Genomic DNA, 18,282 nt, shown 5'->3' with positions numbered 1-18,282 from the left:
AATATTTCTTTTCAAATTCTTGAGTGAGTCGGAGCGGAAAAAGGCCGACTCCTGCGGGATTGTAGCGCGAATGTTGAGACCCCGCAGGAAGCGCAGCGGACGAGGAGGCTCAAGCGCGCCCCGCGGAAAGCGTGCCTTTTGGAGCGCAGAGGAACGGTCTATTTAGAGTTTTGTCCCAGCTCTTTTCATTCATCTTGCAATTTCCTTCTACCGAAGATGAAATAGTAATACAGCGAAGAAATAACGTACAAAGCAGCTGTAATTGTGAATGCATACGCATACCCCCAATAACTCCCTTGTGCAACGACTAATCCTGTCGCAACTGGACCCATCGTCGCCCAGCCAATGTTAAAGACGGTTTGGTTCATTGAATTTGCGAGCCCTTTGTATTTATCCGCTACAACTTCCATTGCCACTGCACTTTGCAAGGGACCTCCGGCATTCATCAAAGCCTGCCTCAACAGAAACCCTAACGAAGCAAGCCAAAGCGAAGTTGAATAAGCGGTCAATAAAAGGAAAGGGATAGACAGCAATTGAAACAGGATGAGTGCCTTCACTTTCCCCACCCGCCTCGACAACGCAGGGCCAATCATAACCGCCACTGCTGTCATTGCTGAGCCAAGTGATAAAACGAAGCCGATATAACTGTTGGATGCCCCAAAACGGTTCGCAAAATACAAATTCAAATACGGTACGACCAAGCCAGAACCAAAGCCGATCAACAAGCTGGCAAAGGAAAAATGGAAGATGACAAGAAGGTTCCGTTTCAGACTGTCCTCACCTGTTGATACACCCTCAATCCGTTTTGTTTTCACAGGTTCAGTCGGCTTCTCTTGTAAGCGGAAGAAAGGAATTAATCCAATTGTGAAGATACTTGCGCCGATAAGCAACGACGACCGGATTGCTTCTACGGTTGAAAGGGCTAGAGCAGTTTCCAACAAATCTGCAATCATCCCGCCAGACAAACTGCCAACGACGTTTGCAACGGTTACAATCGCAAAATTGATACTAAACAGATGCACGCGTTCACCGGGTGTGGAGTTTTCCGCTAAGAACGGAATGCCTGACACTTGAACGAATGCCATGAATAAACCCGTCAGTAACGCAGCGACGACAATCGGTGTTTCCATCACAGCGATACTTCGATAGAACAATGTCCCCGCAGTTAACAATGTTCCACCAAAAATGAGCCACTTACGCCCCAGTCGATCACTGACAAAACCTGCTGGCACAAGAATGATTGCCAACGCCAATGCGGTCATGGAAATCACTTTTCCATTCACTGTTTCCGGCATCCCTAACTCCCGAATGTACAAATTGTACATGACCATGAAAACACCCATGCCAATTTGAACAAGCACGTTTCCTAGCATGAACAACTTTACATTCCGATTGAAGGCGGTTACTTGTCTTTTCCACTCAATGAACCATTTCATTCAATTCTCCAACTTTCCGTACACTACTATTTCGATACACTAAATATACGGGTTGCTGAACTATTATGCAATGCATTTTTCAAACTATTTCAAGAAACAAAAAAGAAGTCTCTACGATTATAGTGACTTCAATCAAATCATCTATTCATTTACCTCACCTATCTCTACTTAGCTACGATGCTGCATTGTAAAAATTGCACGTTCATGTTCTACGATTTTCAAATCAAAAAACCGCAAATCTTCTTTCGTCGCAAGCTGTTCCATCCGAGCCAGCGTCTCCGATCGAAAATCTGTTAAGTGTGCTGTTTGTTCATAAATGAGCTGTTGTTTAGCCTCAATCGTCACTAACCGTTCATTTGTAAGTTGCTGTTCTCTTTTCACACCTTCAATTTCTAGCATGATATCGTTCAACTCTGTCCTAAACCCGTGCATTTCTTGTTTGACACCATTTAACTCTGATTTCAACCCTTTCACTTCAACTAAAATCGACAAAGCAATTTCCTCGTTCATTCGTACGTCACCTCCAATTTCCGATTCATTATCCTACTATTCATCCTATCATATCCACTTAGAAAGAACGGCTCCTTGTAAATTTTCACAAAAGAAAACGGCTCAGAAAGAATACTTTCCAAGCCGCTTCTACCTTATCCTACATTCGAGTTATTCCCCGCCTGTAGTTTATACATTTGAGCATATTGTCCATCTAGCTGTAGCAATTCATCGTGATTCCCTTGTTCCACAATTTCGCCACGGTCCAACACTAGAATTTTGTCTGCATTTTTAATCGTCGACAAACGGTGCGCGATAATGAACGTCGTCCGCCCTTTTTTCAACACATCCATCGCATGCTGAATGATTTCTTCCGTCTCTGTATCGATGTTGGAAGTCGCTTCATCTAATATTAATATCGCCGGATCAAATGCCAATGCACGTGCGAATGAAATGAGTTGTCGCTGCCCTGAAGAAAGCGTACTCCCCTTCTCAACAACCGGTTCGTCAATACCGCCTGGCAGATGCTTTAACACACGTTCGCCACCTACAGCATCCAATGCTTGTTGGACCTTCTCCCGTGAAATCCGTGCATCTCCTAAACTAATATTCGACTCAACCGTTCCGCTGAATAAATACGGGTCTTGCAAGACGATGCCCATATGATCACGGATTGTCTGACGAGATAGATCCCCGATGTTCATTCCGTCAATTGTAATTTTCCCTTTGGACACGTCATAAAAGCGGAACAACAAATTCATGATTGAGCTTTTCCCTGATCCCGTATGACCAACAAGGGCAATCGTTTCACCTTGTTTCGCTTCGAATGAAATATCCTTCAATACATACTCTTCATCCTTATACGCAAACCAAACATCTTCGAACCGCACATTCCCTCGGTATCTTACAATTTTATCATCGCTTACCGGTTCGCCTTGTCGATCCATCAAATCGAATACACGCTCTGCCGCAACAAGTGAATGCTCCAACCGCGCAAATTGATTGACGACACCCGTAATCGGATTGAACAAACGAGTAATGTAATCGACGAATGCGTAAAGCATACCTACGGATACGACACTTTCAGCTGTGAGTGACGCCCCACCGAAGTACCAGATCAGAAATACGAAAGCTAGTGACCGAATAATGTCCACAAGGTTATGGGACGTCGCCGCTTCTACTTTCAATAACTTACTTTGATACGTATAATGCTCTTCGTTCAACGCATTAAATTCGCCGTCCATCTGCTTTTCACGACGGAATGCCTGAATGATCGTCATGCCGTTAATCGACTCATTGATCATCGCATTCATCTCACTGTTTTTACTACGGATAATATGATTCACCTTCGACGCAAACCTTCTATATAACTTCATCCACACATACAAAACAGGTAAGACGAACAATGTAATAGCGCCCATTTTCGGGTCCAAGTAGAATAAAGCAATGAAAATTCCGAGCATATACATTCCACTAATCGCAAATTGCGATACGACCGTTACATACAAATTACGGATTGCCTCCGTGTCGTTCGTAATCCGCGCGACGACTTTACCAGCCGGTAAATTATCAAAGTAGCGAATCGGCAATGTTTGGATATGCCCGTATAATTCGTTACGCATTTTCTGGATAATCCGATTGGCTGCATTTTGGAGCAATAAATATTGGAAATACCGTAAAATTGCCGTTACAACTGCTAACCCGAAAAAGACGGCTAGTAATTTTGCAATGGGTGTGAAGTTAATGGATTGATCAATTGAAGTCGCAATATGATTATCGATAATCCGTTTTGCAATGAGTGGCCCCATCAAATCCGCTCCGACCGCAAATGCTAATAAAACCAAACCGGTCGCAAGTAGTTTCTTATATTGTAATGCATAATCCAACAGACGTTTTCCTGTCCCCATTATTCAACCCCTCCAATCTGCTGGCGGTCGAATTGCTCTTTGTACCAACCGTTGTTCGCTAGCAAGTCTTCATGTCGTCCTTCTTCAATAACACGTCCATCATCCAGCACAATGATCCAATCCGCATGTTGAATCGCAGAGAGACGATGCGTTGTAATGATTGTCGTTTTACCTGACCGTTCCGATTGGATATTCTCGATGATCTTCGCTTCCGTCTTTGCATCGACAGCAGAAAGCGAGTCATCCAAAATAAGGATTTCAGGATTTTTCACGAGTGCACGTGCAATGGAAATCCGTTGCTTCTGTCCACCTGAAAGGGCAACCCCTTTTTCCCCCACAAGTGTGTCTAACCCGGCTGGGAGCATTTGCAAGTCTTTCTCGAAATGTGACAAGCGAATTGATTCAGCGATATCATCCTCCGTTGCTTCAGGACGTCCAAACAAAATATTGTCCCGTACAGAACGTGAGAACAGGACATGATCTTGAGGGACATAGCCAATCCAGTCACGAACCTGATCTTTCTTCAATGAATGAAGAGAAATATCCGAGAATGCAATGTCCCCATCGCCAGCAGGGTATTCCCGTAACAATTGCTTCACGAAAGTCGTTTTCCCACTTCCCGTTTTGCCGACAATCCCTAATGTCTGCCCACGTTGCAACGACAAATCAATGCGATCCAAGTTCACCGCATGGGACATCGGATACGTGAAGCTAACATCCGCAAACCCGACACTCTCAGGCTTATCAATTGCTTGCGGATTTTCAGGGTCTTTCACGTCCTCTTCATAGTTCAACGTCTCCATGACACGATCTAACGAAGCGTTCCCGCGCTGTAACACGTTGATTAGCTCACCGATTGCAAACATTGGCCAAACAATCATACCGAGGTAAACGTTAAACGTCACAAGATTTCCGAGTGTAATTTCCCCAGTCGATACTAAAAATGCCCCGTACCCTAGACCAACCATGTACGTCAGCGCCGTTAATACTTTTGAGAACGGCATAAACAGTGCATCGATCTTTTCAACGTGCATATTTTTCTTGTACACATCTTCTGTCATCTCAGCAAAACGCTGTTCAGAAGCACGTTCTTGTACATACGCACGAACGACACGAACACCCGCCACCGCTTCAAGGACATTATCGTTCAAATCCCCGAACGCTTGCTGTGCCGTCATATACCGCTCGTGAATTTTCTTCCCTAATACTTGTAAAATGAATGCTAAAATCGGCAATGGAATAATCGCCGCCAACGTCAATTTCCAAGAGACGACAAATCCCATCGTAACAATCAGTGTCCCTAGATAGACAGTCGAATCGACAAGCGTCATAATACCAAATCCCGCAGTCTCTGAAATGGCCCGTAAATCATTTGTCGATCGAGCCATTAAATCTCCCGTCTTGTTCTTCTCATAAAACGTCGGGGTCATCTTTAAAAAATGGCGCATTAACCGCGTCCGTAATTGCCGTTCAATTACATAGGCGCCGCCAAACAATTGATATTGCCAAACAAAATTTCCAATGTACGCCACAAACATAATGAGAAACATCGCACCAATGAAAAGGGCTAATGTATTCGCCGTCATCGTTTGTGTATGAATTGCATCGATTGCCTTACCGATGAGCCATGGCGGTAAAATGACAAGAATGTTTGCGAACATTAGCAAAACAAGTGCAATCGTATACCGTTTACGATTTTCTTTAAAAAACCACTTTAATTTAAATAAAACAGAAAACATGCTTTCAACCTTCTTCCTTGAACATTAGCTAATCACTTTCTAGAGACTCCTGTTGGTATAGTTTCCGTTGCTGAATAATGTTGTTCATGTTCAGCACTCCTTTCCTCATTTTTTATATGTTACACGCAAAGCGTGAAAACACCGGCCTTTCATGTCATTAAAAACGAAAAAGCACACGCCCTTAACATAAGCGTGTGCTTAGTATAAAAGAACGGCAATACGTGCCGTTCCCATAAAATGAATTTATGCAGTAAGAACAGTCGGCACGCAAAAATTATTGAATTGTGTAGCACATACATTCTTTTTCATTTTGCACGCCTCCTCACTATTTCGTTTTTCGAATAATTATACAGTACCACTACCTTTTTCCATCTGTCAATATAATTTAGACAAATTGTTTAATTCCACAAAGAATGGGTATTCAAAAAGCAATAAATTCCACTGGACTGGGGATGTTTACAATGGAGGAAAAGAAACAAATTGAAGTGAAACGCGAAGAAAAAACCGATAACAGTTTAGTAGGCGCAACCTTCATCAAATACGCCGCCTACATCATCATATTCTTCGGTTTCCTCTGGTTCTTGCTGAACTATGTCTTTCCGATGTTCAACTGATCGACGAATGGAACTGCCATATGTCTGTTTAAGTAAGATGCCACGTTCAGCACGCTGGCATCTTACTTTATGTTGTTCCAGTAAACACTATGCTCGAGAATTTGTCCGTTCTTTGTCCATCCACCAGTTTTTTTATGCAGCATACAAAATTCATGCAAAACCATTTGTTTTTTTCTTGTAAATAAATTATCATTATATCATCTAACGAATTTTAACCTTACAGGAGGTGTGCACTTTGTTCTACCCCTCATTCGGGTTAGGAACAAAGTAAACTTATTTGGAAATTGCCATACGATTGGCAGCATTTGCTGCCTTGATCGCACTCACCGCATTTTTTGTTGCGAGTGAATTTGCAATCGTGAAAGTACGAACAACGCGTATTAATCAGCTTGTAGCAGAAGGGAACCGAAGAGCGGTCACTGCTAAAAAAGTAGTGAGTAATTTAGATGAGTATTTATCGGCTTGTCAATTAGGGATTACAATTACTGCCTTAGGTCTTGGTATGTTAGGAGAACCGACAGTAAAACTCCTTTTGAAACCGATATTCGCCCATTTTGAATTAGCACCGAATATCGCAACGTTCATTTCTTTCATTGTCGCTTTTACAATCGTGACATTCCTACACGTTGTTGTAGGTGAATTGGCACCAAAAACAATCGCAATTCAACGGGCGGAAGCCATTACGCTAGCATTCGCCAAACCCCTCATCGGATTTTACATGATCATGTACCCTGTCATTAAAGGGATGAATGGATCAGCGCGACTCATTACGCGCCTATTCGGATACAAGACAGTGTCAGAATCGGATGTCGCCCACTCTGAAGATGAATTACGTCTCATTCTTTCAGACAGCTTAAAAGGTGGGGAAATTAACCAATCAGAATATAAATTTGTGAATAAAATCTTCGAATTTGACGACCGTGTCGCAAAAGAAATCATGGTGCCACGTACAGAAATGATTACCGTCGAAAAAGATACGACGTTGCGTGAAATGTTTGAAATGTTAGGTGTCGAACAGTTTACAAGATATCCGGTCACAGACGGAGACAAAGACCACGTCATCGGTTTGGTCAATATGAAAAACCTGTTAACAGCTTTCATTAAAGACCCTTCCACGGGCGATCAGCCCGTCAGTGAATACATGCAGCCGATTATTCGCGTCATCGAAACGATGGCTATCGGAGATCTGCTACTGAAGATTCAACGTGAACGTATTCACATGGCAGTCCTCATGGATGAATATGGTGGAACTGCTGGACTCGTCACCATTGAAGATATTTTAGAAGAAATTGTTGGAGAAATCCAAGACGAATTTGACATAGATGAAGTACCTGAAGTACAAATGATCAACGAAAACCATTATATTTTTGACGCGAAGATGTTAATCGAAAACGTCAATGAAGTGTTAAATATCGACATTGTAGAGGAAGACATCGACACAATTGGCGGATGGTTCATGTCCGAACGCTTTGAAGCCGTGCCAGGTGAGAAAATCATTGAACAAGGCTACGAATTTACCGTAAAAGACGTCGAAGGTCATCACATCCTTTACTTGGAAGCGATGAAACACGAAACAGAAGAAGAAATGAACAACACAGCCGACTTGTCGGTTGAATCGTAATGATAAAAGGACTGTCTAGATTTTCTCAGACAGTCCTTTTTTATATCGTATTTAAGCTATCCACTCAGACATGGTACTATCCTAACATGCGTTAGGACACATAAGTGTCAATCAATGCTTTTCGTATGGAGCGATTTCGTTCCATACCTCTCCGACTAGATAATTATTCCTTTTTATACTCCACTCGGTACACATCATGACGACGGTCTTTTAACTGTTTCACTGTACCATCTTGTCGTTGGCGGCGTAAAATTTCTAAATCCACGTCCCCTATTAACACCATTTCCAAGTTTGCATTCGTCTCGCCTACAATGCCATCACGCGCAAACTCAAAATCAGAAGGCGCAAAAATTGCGGATTGTGCGTATTGAATGTCCATATTTTCCGTTTGTGGCAAGTTTCCAACTGTACCCGAAATGACCGTATAGATTTGATTCTCAACAGCGCGGGCTTGCGCACAATAACGCACACGCAAATAGCCTTGGCGGTCTTCGGTACAAAACGGAGTAAAGATGATCATCGCACCTTTGTCCGTCGCAATTCGTGCAAGTTCAGGAAACTCGATATCGTAACAGATCTGAATCGCAATCTTCCCGCAATCCGTATCAAATACCCTGACCGAATCACCCGCACTAATCCCCCACCATTTTCGTTCATTTGGCGTAATATGAATCTTATATTGCTTCTCAATTGACCCATCCCGTCTGAATAAATACGCAATGTTATAAATCTCTTCATCGTCTTCCTCTACAAAATGCGAACCGCCGATAATGTTCACATTGTAACGAACAGCTAAATTCGTAAACAGTTCAATGTATTGAGGCGTATATTCCGTCATTTTGCGCACAGCTCGACTTGGAGAGGGTTCATCCAAAAAGGACATAAGTTGAGTCGTAAAAATTTCCGGGAACACAACAAAATCCGAATTTGCATCAGACGCTACATCGACAAAGTACTCGCATTGATGGGCTAAATCTTCGAACGAAGAAATTTTGCGCATCAAATATTGAACAACACAAATCCGCACAGGATAACTTGTTTTGTAATGGCGTTTCGTCGTTGCTTTGTAATCAACATTGTTCCATTCCATTAATGTTGCATACTTCTTTGATGCTTTATCATCAGGCAAATAATTGGGGTTCACCCGCATGAGTGTAAAATCATTCATAATTTGGAACGTCAAAACAGGGTCATAAATCTTATGCCGGGAAACCGCGGACACATACTCCCTTGCCGTCATTTCATGCGCAAACCGATGATAGTTCGGAATACGCCCACCAATAATAATAGATTTCAAGTTCAAACGTTGAGCTAATTCTTTCCGGGCATCGTACAAGCGTTGTCCGACTTTCATTCTCCGATAATCCGGATGCACCATCACTTCGATGCCGTACAAATTATACCCCTCAGGATTGTGATTCGTAATATAGCCTTCCGCAGAAATATCATCCCACGTATGGCGGTCATCGTATTCGTCAAAATTGACGATTAGGCTTGAACAAGACCCGATAATCTCCCCATCCAGTTCCGCCACAAATTGTCCCTCTGGAAAGATCGCCAGATGACTAAGTAATTGACTTTCCTCCCACGGCTCCATGCCGGGAAAACAGACTTTTTGCATCGCCAGGATTTTGGCAATATCTGACCGTTCCAATTGACGGACGACCATACTCATCTCAAACGGGGAGACATCATTAAATTCTTCACTCACATTTTTCACCTCTTCTTTTATAGTTACCCACCAACCTAGCCTTCGAATCCTGTCGTACCGATTATTTTACATGTTTCATTCGACACTTTATAATCAAAGGTAGTCTGTAGAACAGGAGTTGACACGATGGATAAACGGTTGGAAAACGGTCTAATTTTTATTTTTACAATAGCCCTCATCGCTACGCTCGGCTCCTTGTACTTTTCGGAAGTTCGTGGTTTTACGCCGTGTACGTTTTGTTGGTATCAGCGGATCCTGATGTACCCACTTGTCCTGATTTCTGCAATCGGGTTGTTTGAGAAAAATGCCAAGATCGCGTTGACGACCGCAGTATTCGCTCTCGTCGGTGGATCGATTTCTCTCTATCATTACAGCTTACAGAAACTGAGCTTTCTACAAGCTAATGCACCTGCATGTGGAGATGTACCTTGTACAGGCCAATACGTCAACTACTTGGGTTTTATCACCATCCCGTTCATGGCACTCGTGGCATTCGTACTGATTTTTATCACAAGCCTATTTTTAATGAAATGGCAAAAGGAGTCTAAGTAAATTGAAAAAACTACTAATCATCGGTGGAATTATTGTCGTGATCTTCGGTCTGATCATCTTTTTGAACAACCAATCGAATGAAACAAAGCTGAAAGACAATCCATACGGCAAAGAAGACTTGGAGCAATCGACAATTGGCTTACTCGGTAATGAAAATTATAGCAACATTGTTCTACCAGACGAATTATATGAAAAAGTCACTTCCGGTGAGTCTGTCACTGCATATTTCTTCTCACCTGAGTGCCCGTATTGTATGGAGATGACACCTATTCTGATGCCGATTGCAGAAAAAAATGACATTCACGTTTATCAATACAATATGCTAGAGTTCAAAAATGAAGCGCAGCCATATGGCATTACATCTTGGCCAGCGTTGATTCATTACAAAGACGGAAAAGAAGTTGCCCGCTCAGTCGGTCTCCCTAAAAATCCAGAACAAGACATCCAAGCGTTCTTTGACGCCTACGATGAAGAAAAATGAGGAAAACATGTTAAACATCCAATTCACAATCCAGCAGGACCAGACGACAATTGAAGACTTGCTACGCAATCAATGGCAAGCAGGTAAAAAGACCGTACACCAGCTACGGATGGACAAAGCTGTGACGGATCTTTCCGGGGAACCTTTGGACTGGCGTCTCCCGCTTGAAGCTGGTACGAAGCTCGTCATCCGTTTCAGTGATGCACAATCGACATATACGAAAGAGAAAATAGACACTGTTAAAATTCTCTTTGAAGACGAGCATCTACTTGCAGCCTATAAGCCAGCAGGCATCGCCGTCCATCCTGACAAAGCTGATACCGGTGGCACATTCATGAACGCAATCATGGACCACGTCAGTCAAAACGATGGATATTACGCAGAGCATATACACCGTTTGGACAAAGGAACAGCAGGTATCGTGCTTGTAGCCAAACACCCAATTGCCAAGGCTCTATTCGATCGAATGATTGAAGAGCGTAAAATTACACGGATGTATGAAGCAGAGGTCGAAGGTCGTTTGAATCGCGTCAAAGGCACGCTTCAGTATCCAATCGGACGCGATCGCCATCACCCAACTCGACGCAGAGTCTCTCCAAATGGCCAAGATGCAATTACACGCTTCAAAGTGCTTGAACGTTTGGAGCAGTCGACAAAAGTGGAAGCAACGCTTGAGACCGGTCGTACGCATCAGATTCGCGTCCATTTTGCCCATATCAGCCATCCAGTTGTCGGGGATACATTGTACGGGGCGAGCGAAACACCTGACAGCCAATATCGTTTAACCGCTAAACAAGTTTCCTTTGTACACCCCTTCACAAGCGAGTCCATAACAATAGAATAGTGAAAAAGGACAACATCTTACCGCTCGGGATGTTGTCCTTTTCTTTAACATCTATTCATTATCATACGAATCTGGATTCGTGCCCGTCCGTTCATCTCGATTAAGCGCGTCAATCTTCATCATATCCGCTTTCGTCAATTGAAAATCACCAACGTCAATGTTCAAGCGGATTCTCTCAGGCGTAACAGACTTCGGAATGACGACCAATCCATGTTGCAAATGCCAACGGATAATGACTTGTGCCGGTGTTTTTCCGTACGACAAGCCTATTTGGGTAAGCACAGGATCATCGAGAAGCTGTCCTCTTGCCAATGGAGACCAAGACGTCACAGTAATGTCGTGATCGTTACAAAAACGACGTAACGGTTCTTGTGTAAGCTTCGGGTGCAACTCAATTTGATTGACCATCGGTTTCACATTCGCCACTTCAAACACACGCTTTAAATGATGAATATGATGATTGGAAACTCCTGTTGCACGGATAAGCTTTTCTTCATATAAGCGTTCAATCGCACGGTACGTATCTACGTACTTATCAGCGACCGGCCAATGCGTCAAATAGAGATCCAAGTAGTCTACGCCTATTCTCTTAAGCGATTGTTCAAAAGCACGTAAAGTCTCGTCATATCCTTGCTCCGCATTCCAAACTTTTGAGGTAATGAACAACTCTTCTCGAGGGATGCCTGATAGACGAATCGCTTCACCAGTTTCCACTTCGTTCTCATAAATGGAAGCAGTATCAATTGCCCGATAGCCATATTGCAAAGCTGTCTGAATCGCTTTAACTGTTTCTTCAGCATTTGTCATCTTATAGACACCAAGACCGAGTTGCGGCATGGCGATCCCATTATTCAACACAATGTTGCCGGCAAAATAGCTCATTGCATGTCACACTCCTTCGCCACTAATTTCCTTAATTGTAACGATAAAAAAACGATATTGCGAACAATCGATTTGATTGTTAAGGAGATTGTCACAATTTCATATCGCGGTCATTTCTTTTCCAGTTACTTTAGGGTATACTATACAAAGGACTAATGATTTTTTTACAGGAGGTACATTTCATGAACCTAATTCTAATCATGGCCGTATGCTTCGCGTTCCTATCTGCAATCTTTACAGGTGGGTACGAAGACAAGCCTGGTAAAGTAAAGAAATAAGTACTAAAAAACGGGACGCCTTACATAAGGCTGTCCCGTTTTTTATTGTAAATCCAAAAATGATTGTTGTCGTAACGCCTCATAAATAAGGATGGCAGCTGTATTTGATAAGTTCAACGAACGAATATGTTCATTCATCGGTATCCGGAGGCATGTCTCTTTATTTTGCTCAATGATTTCCGGAGGCAACCCAGTCGTTTCTTTCCCGAAAACGAAGAAAATATCTTTTGTTGGAGAGGTAAAGTCAAAGTTCGAATACGTCTTTTCACCAAACTTTGTAATGAAGTAAAACTCCCCTTCCGGAAAAGCATCAAATAGTTGTTGGATGCCTGCATGATACGTAATCTCAACATGCTCCCAGTAATCAAGCCCTGCCCGTTTCAACATTTTATCGTCGGTTGAGAAGCCAAGCGGCTCAATTAAATGAAGCTTCGTTCCTGTTCCTGCACATGTTCGTGCAATATTTCCTGTATTCGCTGGTATGAGCGGTTCAAATAGCGCGACATGTATCGCCATTTCAGCACTTCCTTTGTTCAGATTCAAGTACATTATTCAACTCTATACGTACACCAGTATCCTCTTCGGTTTGCAATGCTTGTTGGACTGCCTCAATCGCTTCTGCAGTAGCAATCTCCCCTAACGCCCAAGCAGTCGTTCCTCGAATAAGAGGGCGAGGATCACTTACAAGAAGCTCCGCTAATAAAGGAACTGATGCTTCTTCCTTAAAATGGGCAAGCGCAAGGATTGCATTCCGTTGTATCGGATTTTTCCCTCGCCACGAACCAGACATATGACCGAAGGACTCTTTGAATTGACGATTCGTCAACTTTAACATCGGTGTTAATAGCGGCTTGGTCAACTGAGGTTCTGGCGTAAATGCTTCCTGATGCAAATTGTATTTCCCTTTATTTTTCGGACAAATCGTCTGGCACGTATCACAACCGTAAATACGGTTTCCAATTTTCGCACGGAACTCTTCGGGAATCGGCTTTTTAGATTGAGTCAAAAATGCAATGCAACGTTGTGCATTCAATTGCCCTCCTTGAATGAGTGCTCCCGTCGGACAGGCATCCAAGCAAAGCGTACAATCTTTGCATTCATCTTCCATTGGGGTATCCGGTGCAAATGGAATGTTCGTGATCATCTCACCTAAATAGACGTATGAACCGAATTCCGGTGTAATAATGGAGCAGTTTTTCGCAGACCAGCCAATTCCTGCTCGTTCCGCTACCGCACGGTCCACCAATTCACCCGTATCGACCATAGAACGCATCTTGGCGTCGGGTACTTGTGTAGCAATAAACGTTTCCAACAATTGTAGCTTCTCACGGAGCACTACATGATAATCCATCCCCCATGAAGCTCTACAAAAAATTCCACGACGCTCTCCTTTCTTTCCTTTCGGAGAAGCATCCATTTTTGATGGATAAGCTACTGCTATGGCGATGATACTCTCAGCCTGATCGAGCAATAACGTCGGTTCCGTCCGTTTTTCAACGTCACTTTCTTCAAAACCGGATTGATACCCCAATTCCTGTTGTCTTTTTAATCGGTTCTTCAATTCAAGAAAAGGGGCTGCCGTCGTAAAGCCAATTTTATCAATTCCGATTGCATGTGCATACTCTCTTATCGATTGTTGAAGCTGAGCGACCTTCACAACGTTTCGCCTCCTTTATGATATGATTGACAAAAAGATAACAAGGGTGATCGGCTTGAACATTCAAATAGACAAAGAACTCTTAACCATCCTACCACATGTAAAAATCGGCATTAACCATTATACCAAAATTACGGTATCAGAATCTCCTCAAATGTTAAAAGGTAGGCTCCAATTATTTCAAGAACAGCTTTATTTCGAGCTGGACACTAAACCATTAACTGAGTTTGCAAACATACAAGAATGTCGAGCGGTTTGGAAAGCTCTTGGCGCGGATCCAAACCGCTATCGTCCTTCAGTAGAATCCCTTTTTAGAAGAATAAAGAAACAAGAGTTTCTTCAATCAGTGCATACCGCTGTCGATTTAAATACATTCTTCTCTCTTCAATATGAAATACCGATCGGCATTTACGATTTGGCGAAAATTGTAGGTGATATTCAACTGACACAAGGTAATGAAGACGACAGCTATGATGGCTTAAACGGTCGTCCCAATTCATTAAATCGTCTTCTCTTACTGAAAGACGATTACAGTCCTTTTGGTAGTCCTTATGTGGACTCTGTCAGAACAGCAGTGACAGCAGAAACGACTGAAGCGATACAGATTTTCTTTATACGGCCATCTATGGACACAACAGAAGCCCTTCAACTTCTTCAAGCGAGCGGCAAGATGTTTACGAGCATGAGTGGCGGAGAAGCTGAGTCTTTTGTGCTGCATGCAGGTCAAACTTCTATTGCATTAGAGAATGATCAGGCTTAAGTTCATTATGAACTAAACTTAGATAGGCCCCTAGCATAAAACGCTTCCTCTTCATAAAGACAGAGAGAAGCGTTTTTCAGGATGGTTCCCCAATAAAAAAAGATACAACCTGGGTTGTATCTCGTAAGTGTGGATACCCGAGGCCGGACTTGAACCGGCACGCCTCGCGGCATCGCATTTTGAGTGCGACGTGTCTGCCATTCCACCACTCGGGCATATTCAGAATACACAGCGTTCATAAAACTGGAGGCGGCAACCGGAATCGAACCGGTGGTAAGGGTGTTGCAGACCCGTGCCTTACCGCTTGGCTATGCCGCCGTATGAAAAGTGGAGCGGAAGACGGGATTCGAACCCGCGACCCCGACCTTGGCAAGGTCGTATTCTACCACTGAACTACTTCCGCGAAACTGGGGTAGCTGGATTCGAACCAACGAATGACGGAGTCAAAGTCCGTTGCCTTACCGCTTGGCTATACCCCAAAAAGTAAATGGGGCGGACGAGGGGAATCGAACCCCCGAATGTCGGAACCACAATCCGATGCGTTAACCACTTCGCCACGACCGCCATAATAGAACTATATTCATTTTGGATAATTGCTGTGAATGGGGCGGACGAGGGGAATCGAACCCCCGAATGTCGGAACCACAATCCGATGCGTTAACCACTTCGCCACGACCGCCATCATATTGAATTAAACAGTAATGGCAGGGGCAGTAGGAATCGAACCCACACCAAAGGTTTTGGAGACCTCTATTCTACCGTTAAACTATGCCCCTGTATAATGGTGGTGGGGGACGGATTCGAACCGCCGAACCCGGAGGGAGCGGATTTACAGTCCGCCGCGTTTAGCCACTTCGCTACCCCACCAAGGGAAAAATGGTGCCGGCGATAGGAGTCGAACCCACGACCTACTGATTACAAGTCAGTTGCTCTACCAACTGAGCTACACCGGCATCACTATATAAAAATGGTGGCTCAGGACGGAATCGAACCGCCGACACAAGGATTTTCAGTCCTTTGCTCTACCGACTGAGCTACTGAGCCACATATGGCGGTCCCGACCGGGATCGAACCGGCGATCTCCTGCGTGACAGGCAGGCATGTTAACCGCTACACCACGGGACCATTTGGTTGCGGGGACAGGATTTGAACCTGTGACCTTCGGGTTATGAGCCCGACGAGCTACCACTGCTCCACCCCGCGATAATAATAGTTGTAGGAATTTTAAATCCTACGCTTTCAGTGTTTCATAAGATGTTGTTATAATTTCCTTTTAGGAAATTATACAAATCACATGTTGCGTTTAAGTTAATGGTGGAGGATGACGGGTTCGAACCGCCGACCCCCTGCTTGTAAGGCAGGTGCTCTCCCAGCTGAGCTAATCCTCCAAGTTTAAAGCGTGATAAGCTGCGCATCTCTTTGTCAGCTTCTTTCACTCACTCGGTCACTCGGTCACGTACTGTTGTACGTTCCTTCTTTTGCTTTGTAATGCTAAGTAGTAAATGGTGACCCCTACGGGATTCGAACCCGTGTTACCGCCGTGAAAGGGCGGTGTCTTAACCGCTTGACCAAGGGGCCATATAATAAGTAAAGTAAACTGGCGGAGAGCAAGGGATTTGAACCCTTGAGACAGCGTTAACCGTCTACACGATTTCCAATCGTGCTCCTTCGGCCACTCGGACAGCTCTCCAATTGGCTCCGCAGGTAGGACTCGAACCTACGACCGATCGGTTAACAGCCGATTGCTCTACCACTGAGCTACTGCGGAATAATCAGTAACAACTAATTTACGGTTGTTACATTCAGTCATCTTGTAAATGACTGCCCAGCGACGTCCTACTCTCACAGGGGGAAGCCCCCTACTACCATCGGCGCTGAAGAACTTAACTTCCGTGTTCGGTATGGGAACGGGTGTGACCTCTTCGCTATCGTCACTAGACTGTTTTTCACAGGACAAGATTTATTATATCAAATCTGGTCAATATTGCAAGCGTTTTTTTTAAAATAATTTATTTTTATTCGCTCAAAACCGGATAAAACCAACATTGTTGCTAAACACAAGTTCAACTATACTAAATTAACATTGTCCAGCTTCGACTCCCAGTCGCTCGAGGTCATAAGCCATCCTGCTCCCGTGGCTATGCCACTCCTTGCAGGCCGTCTTATGCTTGTCGCGCCTATGCGGTCGTCTCCGCTTTTCTTAAAGGATAAGTCCTCGATCGATTAGTATCCGTCAGCTGCACGTGTCGCCACGCTTCCACCCCGGACCTATCTACCTCATCATCTTTGAGGATCTTACTTACTTGCGTAATGGGAAATCTCATCTTGAGGGGGGCTTCATGCTTAGATGCTTTCAGCATTTATCCCGTCCATACATAGCTACCCAGCGATGCCTTTGGCAAGACAACTGGTACACCAGCGGTATGTCCATCCCGGTCCTCTCGTACTAAGGACAGCTCCTCTCAAATTTCCTACGCCCGCGACGGATAGGGACCGAACTGTCTCACGACGTTCTGAACCCAGCTCGCGTACCGCTTTAATGGGCGAACAGCCCAACCCTTGGGACCGACTACAGCCCCAGGATGCGATGAGCCGACATCGAGGTGCCAAACCTCCCCGTCGATGTGGACTCTTGGGGGAGATAAGCCTGTTATCCCCGGGGTAGCTTTTATCCGTTGAGCGATGGCCCTTCCATGCGGAACCACCGGATCACTAAGCCCGTCTTTCGACCCTGCTCGACTTGTAGGTCTCGCAGTCAAGCTCCCTTATGCCTTTGCACTCTACGAATGATGTCCAACCATTCTGAGGGAACCTTTGGGCGCCTCCGTTACACTTTAGGAGGCGACCGCCCCAGTCAAACTGCCCACCTGACACTGTCTCCTACCCGGATCACGGGTAAGGGTTAGAATTCCAATACAGCCAGGGTAGTATCCCACCATTGCCTCCTCCGAAGCTGGCGCTCCGGATTCCAAGGCTCCTACCTATCCTGTACAGGCTGCACCGGAATTCAATATCAGGCTACAGTAAAGCTCCACGGGGTCTTTCCGTCCTGTCGCGGGTAATGCGCATCTTCACGCATATTATAATTTCACCGAGTCTCTCGTTGAGACAGTGCCCAGATCGTTACGCCTTTCGTGCGGGTCGGAACTTACCCGACAAGGAATTTCGCTACCTTAGGACCGTTATAGTTACGGCCGCCGTTTACTGGGGCTTCAATTCAAAGCTTCGCTTGCGCTGACCTCTCCTCTTAACCTTCCAGCACCGGGCAGGCGTCAGCCCCTATACGTCACCTTACGGTTTTGCAGAGACCT

The 18,282-nt window shown here is 44.3% G+C and carries 14 protein-coding genes, 16 tRNA genes and 2 rRNA genes (1 of these 32 only partly in view); 6 read left to right on the top strand and 26 right to left on the bottom strand.

The genetic code is table 11. The features are described from left to right. Positions 1-185: 185 nt before the first annotated feature. The 4 genes from ACVHUV_RS07780 to ACVHUV_RS07765 all read right to left on the bottom strand — a co-directional run bounded on the left by ACVHUV_RS07780 (position 186) and on the right by ACVHUV_RS07765 (position 5,571). Positions 186-1,436: an MFS transporter gene (locus ACVHUV_RS07780; protein ID WP_462086633.1), complete on the bottom strand. Its 1,251-nt coding sequence runs from the start codon at positions 1,434-1,436 to the stop codon at positions 186-188. Positions 1,437-1,604: 168 nt separating this feature from the next. Next, the gene (locus ACVHUV_RS07775; RefSeq protein WP_462086632.1) at positions 1,605-1,946 is read right to left on the bottom strand and encodes a hypothetical protein; all 342 of its coding nucleotides are present in this window, start codon (positions 1,944-1,946) and stop codon (positions 1,605-1,607) included. Positions 1,947-2,080: 134 nt separating this feature from the next. Next, the gene (locus tag ACVHUV_RS07770; RefSeq protein WP_462086631.1) at positions 2,081-3,832 is read right to left on the bottom strand and encodes an ABC transporter ATP-binding protein; all 1,752 of its coding nucleotides are present in this window, start codon (positions 3,830-3,832) and stop codon (positions 2,081-2,083) included. Then, positions 3,832-5,571, bottom strand: coding sequence for an ABC transporter ATP-binding protein (locus tag ACVHUV_RS07765; protein ID WP_462086630.1), 1,740 nt, complete (start codon positions 5,569-5,571; stop codon positions 3,832-3,834). Before ACVHUV_RS07765 ends, ACVHUV_RS07770 begins: the two co-directional genes overlap by 1 nt. A 461-nt stretch (positions 5,572-6,032) precedes the next feature. Here ACVHUV_RS07765 and ACVHUV_RS07760 point away from each other — a divergent pair, with 461 nt between their 5' ends. Continuing rightward, positions 6,033-6,185 carry a hypothetical protein gene (locus ACVHUV_RS07760; RefSeq protein ID WP_371390081.1) on the top strand — a complete coding sequence of 51 codons (153 nt, stop codon included), beginning with the start codon at positions 6,033-6,035 and terminating at the stop codon, positions 6,183-6,185. A 295-nt stretch (positions 6,186-6,480) separates the two neighbouring features. Further along, a complete protein-coding gene (locus ACVHUV_RS07755; RefSeq protein ID WP_462086629.1) occupies positions 6,481-7,806 on the top strand; it encodes a hemolysin family protein in 1,326 nt (441 codons plus the stop codon). A 163-nt stretch (positions 7,807-7,969) separates the two neighbouring features. Here the strand turns inward: ACVHUV_RS07755 and ACVHUV_RS07750 are convergent, their stop codons facing one another. Continuing rightward, positions 7,970-9,517, bottom strand: a complete 1,548-nt coding sequence (locus ACVHUV_RS07750; protein ID WP_462086628.1) for a GNAT family N-acetyltransferase — start codon at positions 9,515-9,517, stop codon at positions 7,970-7,972. Positions 9,518-9,643: 126 nt separating this feature from the next. Here ACVHUV_RS07750 and ACVHUV_RS07745 point away from each other — a divergent pair, with 126 nt between their 5' ends. From ACVHUV_RS07745 to ACVHUV_RS07735, 3 genes are read left to right on the top strand one after another with little or no spacing between them, the layout of a single operon-like run. Next, positions 9,644-10,069, top strand: coding sequence for a disulfide oxidoreductase (locus ACVHUV_RS07745; RefSeq protein WP_317946333.1), 426 nt, complete (start codon positions 9,644-9,646; stop codon positions 10,067-10,069). Between the two features lies 1 nt (position 10,070). Beyond that, positions 10,071-10,550, top strand: coding sequence for a thioredoxin family protein (locus ACVHUV_RS07740; RefSeq protein ID WP_462086627.1), 480 nt, complete (start codon positions 10,071-10,073; stop codon positions 10,548-10,550). Positions 10,551-10,557: 7 nt separating this feature from the next. After that, positions 10,558-11,394, top strand: coding sequence for an RluA family pseudouridine synthase (locus ACVHUV_RS07735; RefSeq protein WP_462086626.1), 837 nt, complete (start codon positions 10,558-10,560; stop codon positions 11,392-11,394). Positions 11,395-11,445: 51 nt separating this feature from the next. Here ACVHUV_RS07735 and ACVHUV_RS07730 read toward each other — a convergent pair whose 3' ends face one another. From ACVHUV_RS07730 to queG, 3 genes are all read right to left on the bottom strand, one after another. Continuing rightward, on the bottom strand, positions 11,446-12,276 hold the full coding sequence (locus ACVHUV_RS07730) for an aldo/keto reductase (protein WP_462086625.1): 831 nt from the start codon (positions 12,274-12,276) through the stop codon (positions 11,446-11,448). A 320-nt stretch (positions 12,277-12,596) separates the two neighbouring features. Beyond that, the gene (trmL, locus tag ACVHUV_RS07725) at positions 12,597-13,070 is read right to left on the bottom strand and encodes a tRNA (uridine(34)/cytosine(34)/5-carboxymethylaminomethyluridine(34)-2'-O)-methyltransferase TrmL (protein WP_317946340.1); all 474 of its coding nucleotides are present in this window, start codon (positions 13,068-13,070) and stop codon (positions 12,597-12,599) included. A 1-nt stretch (position 13,071) separates the two neighbouring features. After that, positions 13,072-14,211, bottom strand: coding sequence for a tRNA epoxyqueuosine(34) reductase QueG (queG, locus tag ACVHUV_RS07720; RefSeq protein ID WP_462086624.1), 1,140 nt, complete (start codon positions 14,209-14,211; stop codon positions 13,072-13,074). A 55-nt stretch (positions 14,212-14,266) separates the two neighbouring features. Between queG and ACVHUV_RS07715 the strand changes: the two genes are divergently transcribed. Further along, positions 14,267-14,971 carry a B3/B4 domain-containing protein gene (locus ACVHUV_RS07715; protein ID WP_462086623.1) on the top strand — a complete coding sequence of 235 codons (705 nt, stop codon included), beginning with the start codon at positions 14,267-14,269 and terminating at the stop codon, positions 14,969-14,971. 134 nt (positions 14,972-15,105) lie between these two features. On the opposite strand, the gene ACVHUV_RS07710 is transcribed toward ACVHUV_RS07715, so the two are convergent. The 18 genes from ACVHUV_RS07710 to ACVHUV_RS07625 all read right to left on the bottom strand — a co-directional run. Further along, a tRNA-Leu gene (locus ACVHUV_RS07710) sits at positions 15,106-15,186 on the bottom strand. A gap of 29 nt (positions 15,187-15,215) precedes the next feature. Beyond that, positions 15,216-15,289, bottom strand: a tRNA-Cys gene (locus ACVHUV_RS07705). A 10-nt stretch (positions 15,290-15,299) separates the two neighbouring features. Next, a tRNA-Gly gene (locus ACVHUV_RS07700) sits at positions 15,300-15,374 on the bottom strand. A 4-nt stretch (positions 15,375-15,378) separates the two neighbouring features. Beyond that, positions 15,379-15,450 (bottom strand) — tRNA-Gln (locus ACVHUV_RS07695). A gap of 9 nt (positions 15,451-15,459) precedes the next feature. Next, positions 15,460-15,535: transfer RNA gene (locus tag ACVHUV_RS07690), tRNA-His, on the bottom strand. Between the two features lie 39 nt (positions 15,536-15,574). Then, positions 15,575-15,650, bottom strand: a tRNA-His gene (locus ACVHUV_RS07685). 23 nt (positions 15,651-15,673) lie between these two features. After that, positions 15,674-15,747 (bottom strand) — tRNA-Trp (locus ACVHUV_RS07680). 6 nt (positions 15,748-15,753) lie between these two features. Then, positions 15,754-15,838 (bottom strand) — tRNA-Tyr (locus ACVHUV_RS07675). Between the two features lie 10 nt (positions 15,839-15,848). Further along, positions 15,849-15,924 (bottom strand) — tRNA-Thr (locus ACVHUV_RS07670). A 15-nt stretch (positions 15,925-15,939) separates the two neighbouring features. Beyond that, positions 15,940-16,015 (bottom strand) — tRNA-Phe (locus ACVHUV_RS07665). A gap of 5 nt (positions 16,016-16,020) precedes the next feature. Then, positions 16,021-16,096: transfer RNA gene (locus ACVHUV_RS07660), tRNA-Asp, on the bottom strand. 3 nt (positions 16,097-16,099) lie between these two features. Further along, positions 16,100-16,174 (bottom strand) — tRNA-Met (locus ACVHUV_RS07655). Between the two features lie 109 nt (positions 16,175-16,283). Then, a tRNA-Val gene (locus ACVHUV_RS07650) sits at positions 16,284-16,359 on the bottom strand. A gap of 115 nt (positions 16,360-16,474) precedes the next feature. After that, a tRNA-Glu gene (locus tag ACVHUV_RS07645) sits at positions 16,475-16,549 on the bottom strand. Positions 16,550-16,569: 20 nt separating this feature from the next. Next, positions 16,570-16,661: transfer RNA gene (locus tag ACVHUV_RS07640), tRNA-Ser, on the bottom strand. Positions 16,662-16,664: 3 nt separating this feature from the next. Further along, positions 16,665-16,739, bottom strand: a tRNA-Asn gene (locus ACVHUV_RS07635). Between the two features lie 55 nt (positions 16,740-16,794). Then, positions 16,795-16,910, bottom strand: a 5S ribosomal RNA gene (gene rrf, locus ACVHUV_RS07630). Positions 16,911-17,174: 264 nt separating this feature from the next. Continuing rightward, positions 17,175-18,282, bottom strand: a 23S ribosomal RNA gene (locus tag ACVHUV_RS07625) (it continues 1,825 nt past the right edge of the window).

This window comes from Sporosarcina saromensis, from assembly GCF_054901285.1.
The sequence above is the reverse complement of the archived record's forward strand: the minus strand, read 5'-3'. Positions and strand labels throughout refer to the sequence as shown.

What these genes read in the sequence shown, in the direction of transcription:
- ACVHUV_RS07780 (WP_462086633.1), bottom strand. Translation starts at nt 1,436, where the DNA reads ATGAAATGGTTCATTGAGTGGAAAAGACAAGTAACCGCCTTCAATCGG.
- ACVHUV_RS07775 (WP_462086632.1), bottom strand. Translation starts at nt 1,946, where the DNA reads ATGAACGAGGAAATTGCTTTGTCGATTTTAGTTGAAGTGAAAGGGTTG.
- ACVHUV_RS07770 (WP_462086631.1), bottom strand. Translation starts at nt 3,832, where the DNA reads ATGGGGACAGGAAAACGTCTGTTGGATTATGCATTACAATATAAGAAA.
- ACVHUV_RS07765 (WP_462086630.1), bottom strand. Translation starts at nt 5,571, where the DNA reads ATGTTTTCTGTTTTATTTAAATTAAAGTGGTTTTTTAAAGAAAATCGT.
- ACVHUV_RS07760 (WP_371390081.1), top strand. Translation starts at nt 6,033, where the DNA reads ATGGAGGAAAAGAAACAAATTGAAGTGAAACGCGAAGAAAAAACCGAT.
- ACVHUV_RS07745 (WP_317946333.1), top strand. Translation starts at nt 9,644, where the DNA reads ATGGATAAACGGTTGGAAAACGGTCTAATTTTTATTTTTACAATAGCC.
- ACVHUV_RS07735 (WP_462086626.1), top strand. Translation starts at nt 10,558, where the DNA reads ATGTTAAACATCCAATTCACAATCCAGCAGGACCAGACGACAATTGAA.
- ACVHUV_RS07730 (WP_462086625.1), bottom strand. Translation starts at nt 12,276, where the DNA reads ATGAGCTATTTTGCCGGCAACATTGTGTTGAATAATGGGATCGCCATG.
- trmL (WP_317946340.1), bottom strand. Translation starts at nt 13,070, where the DNA reads ATGGCGATACATGTCGCGCTATTTGAACCGCTCATACCAGCGAATACA.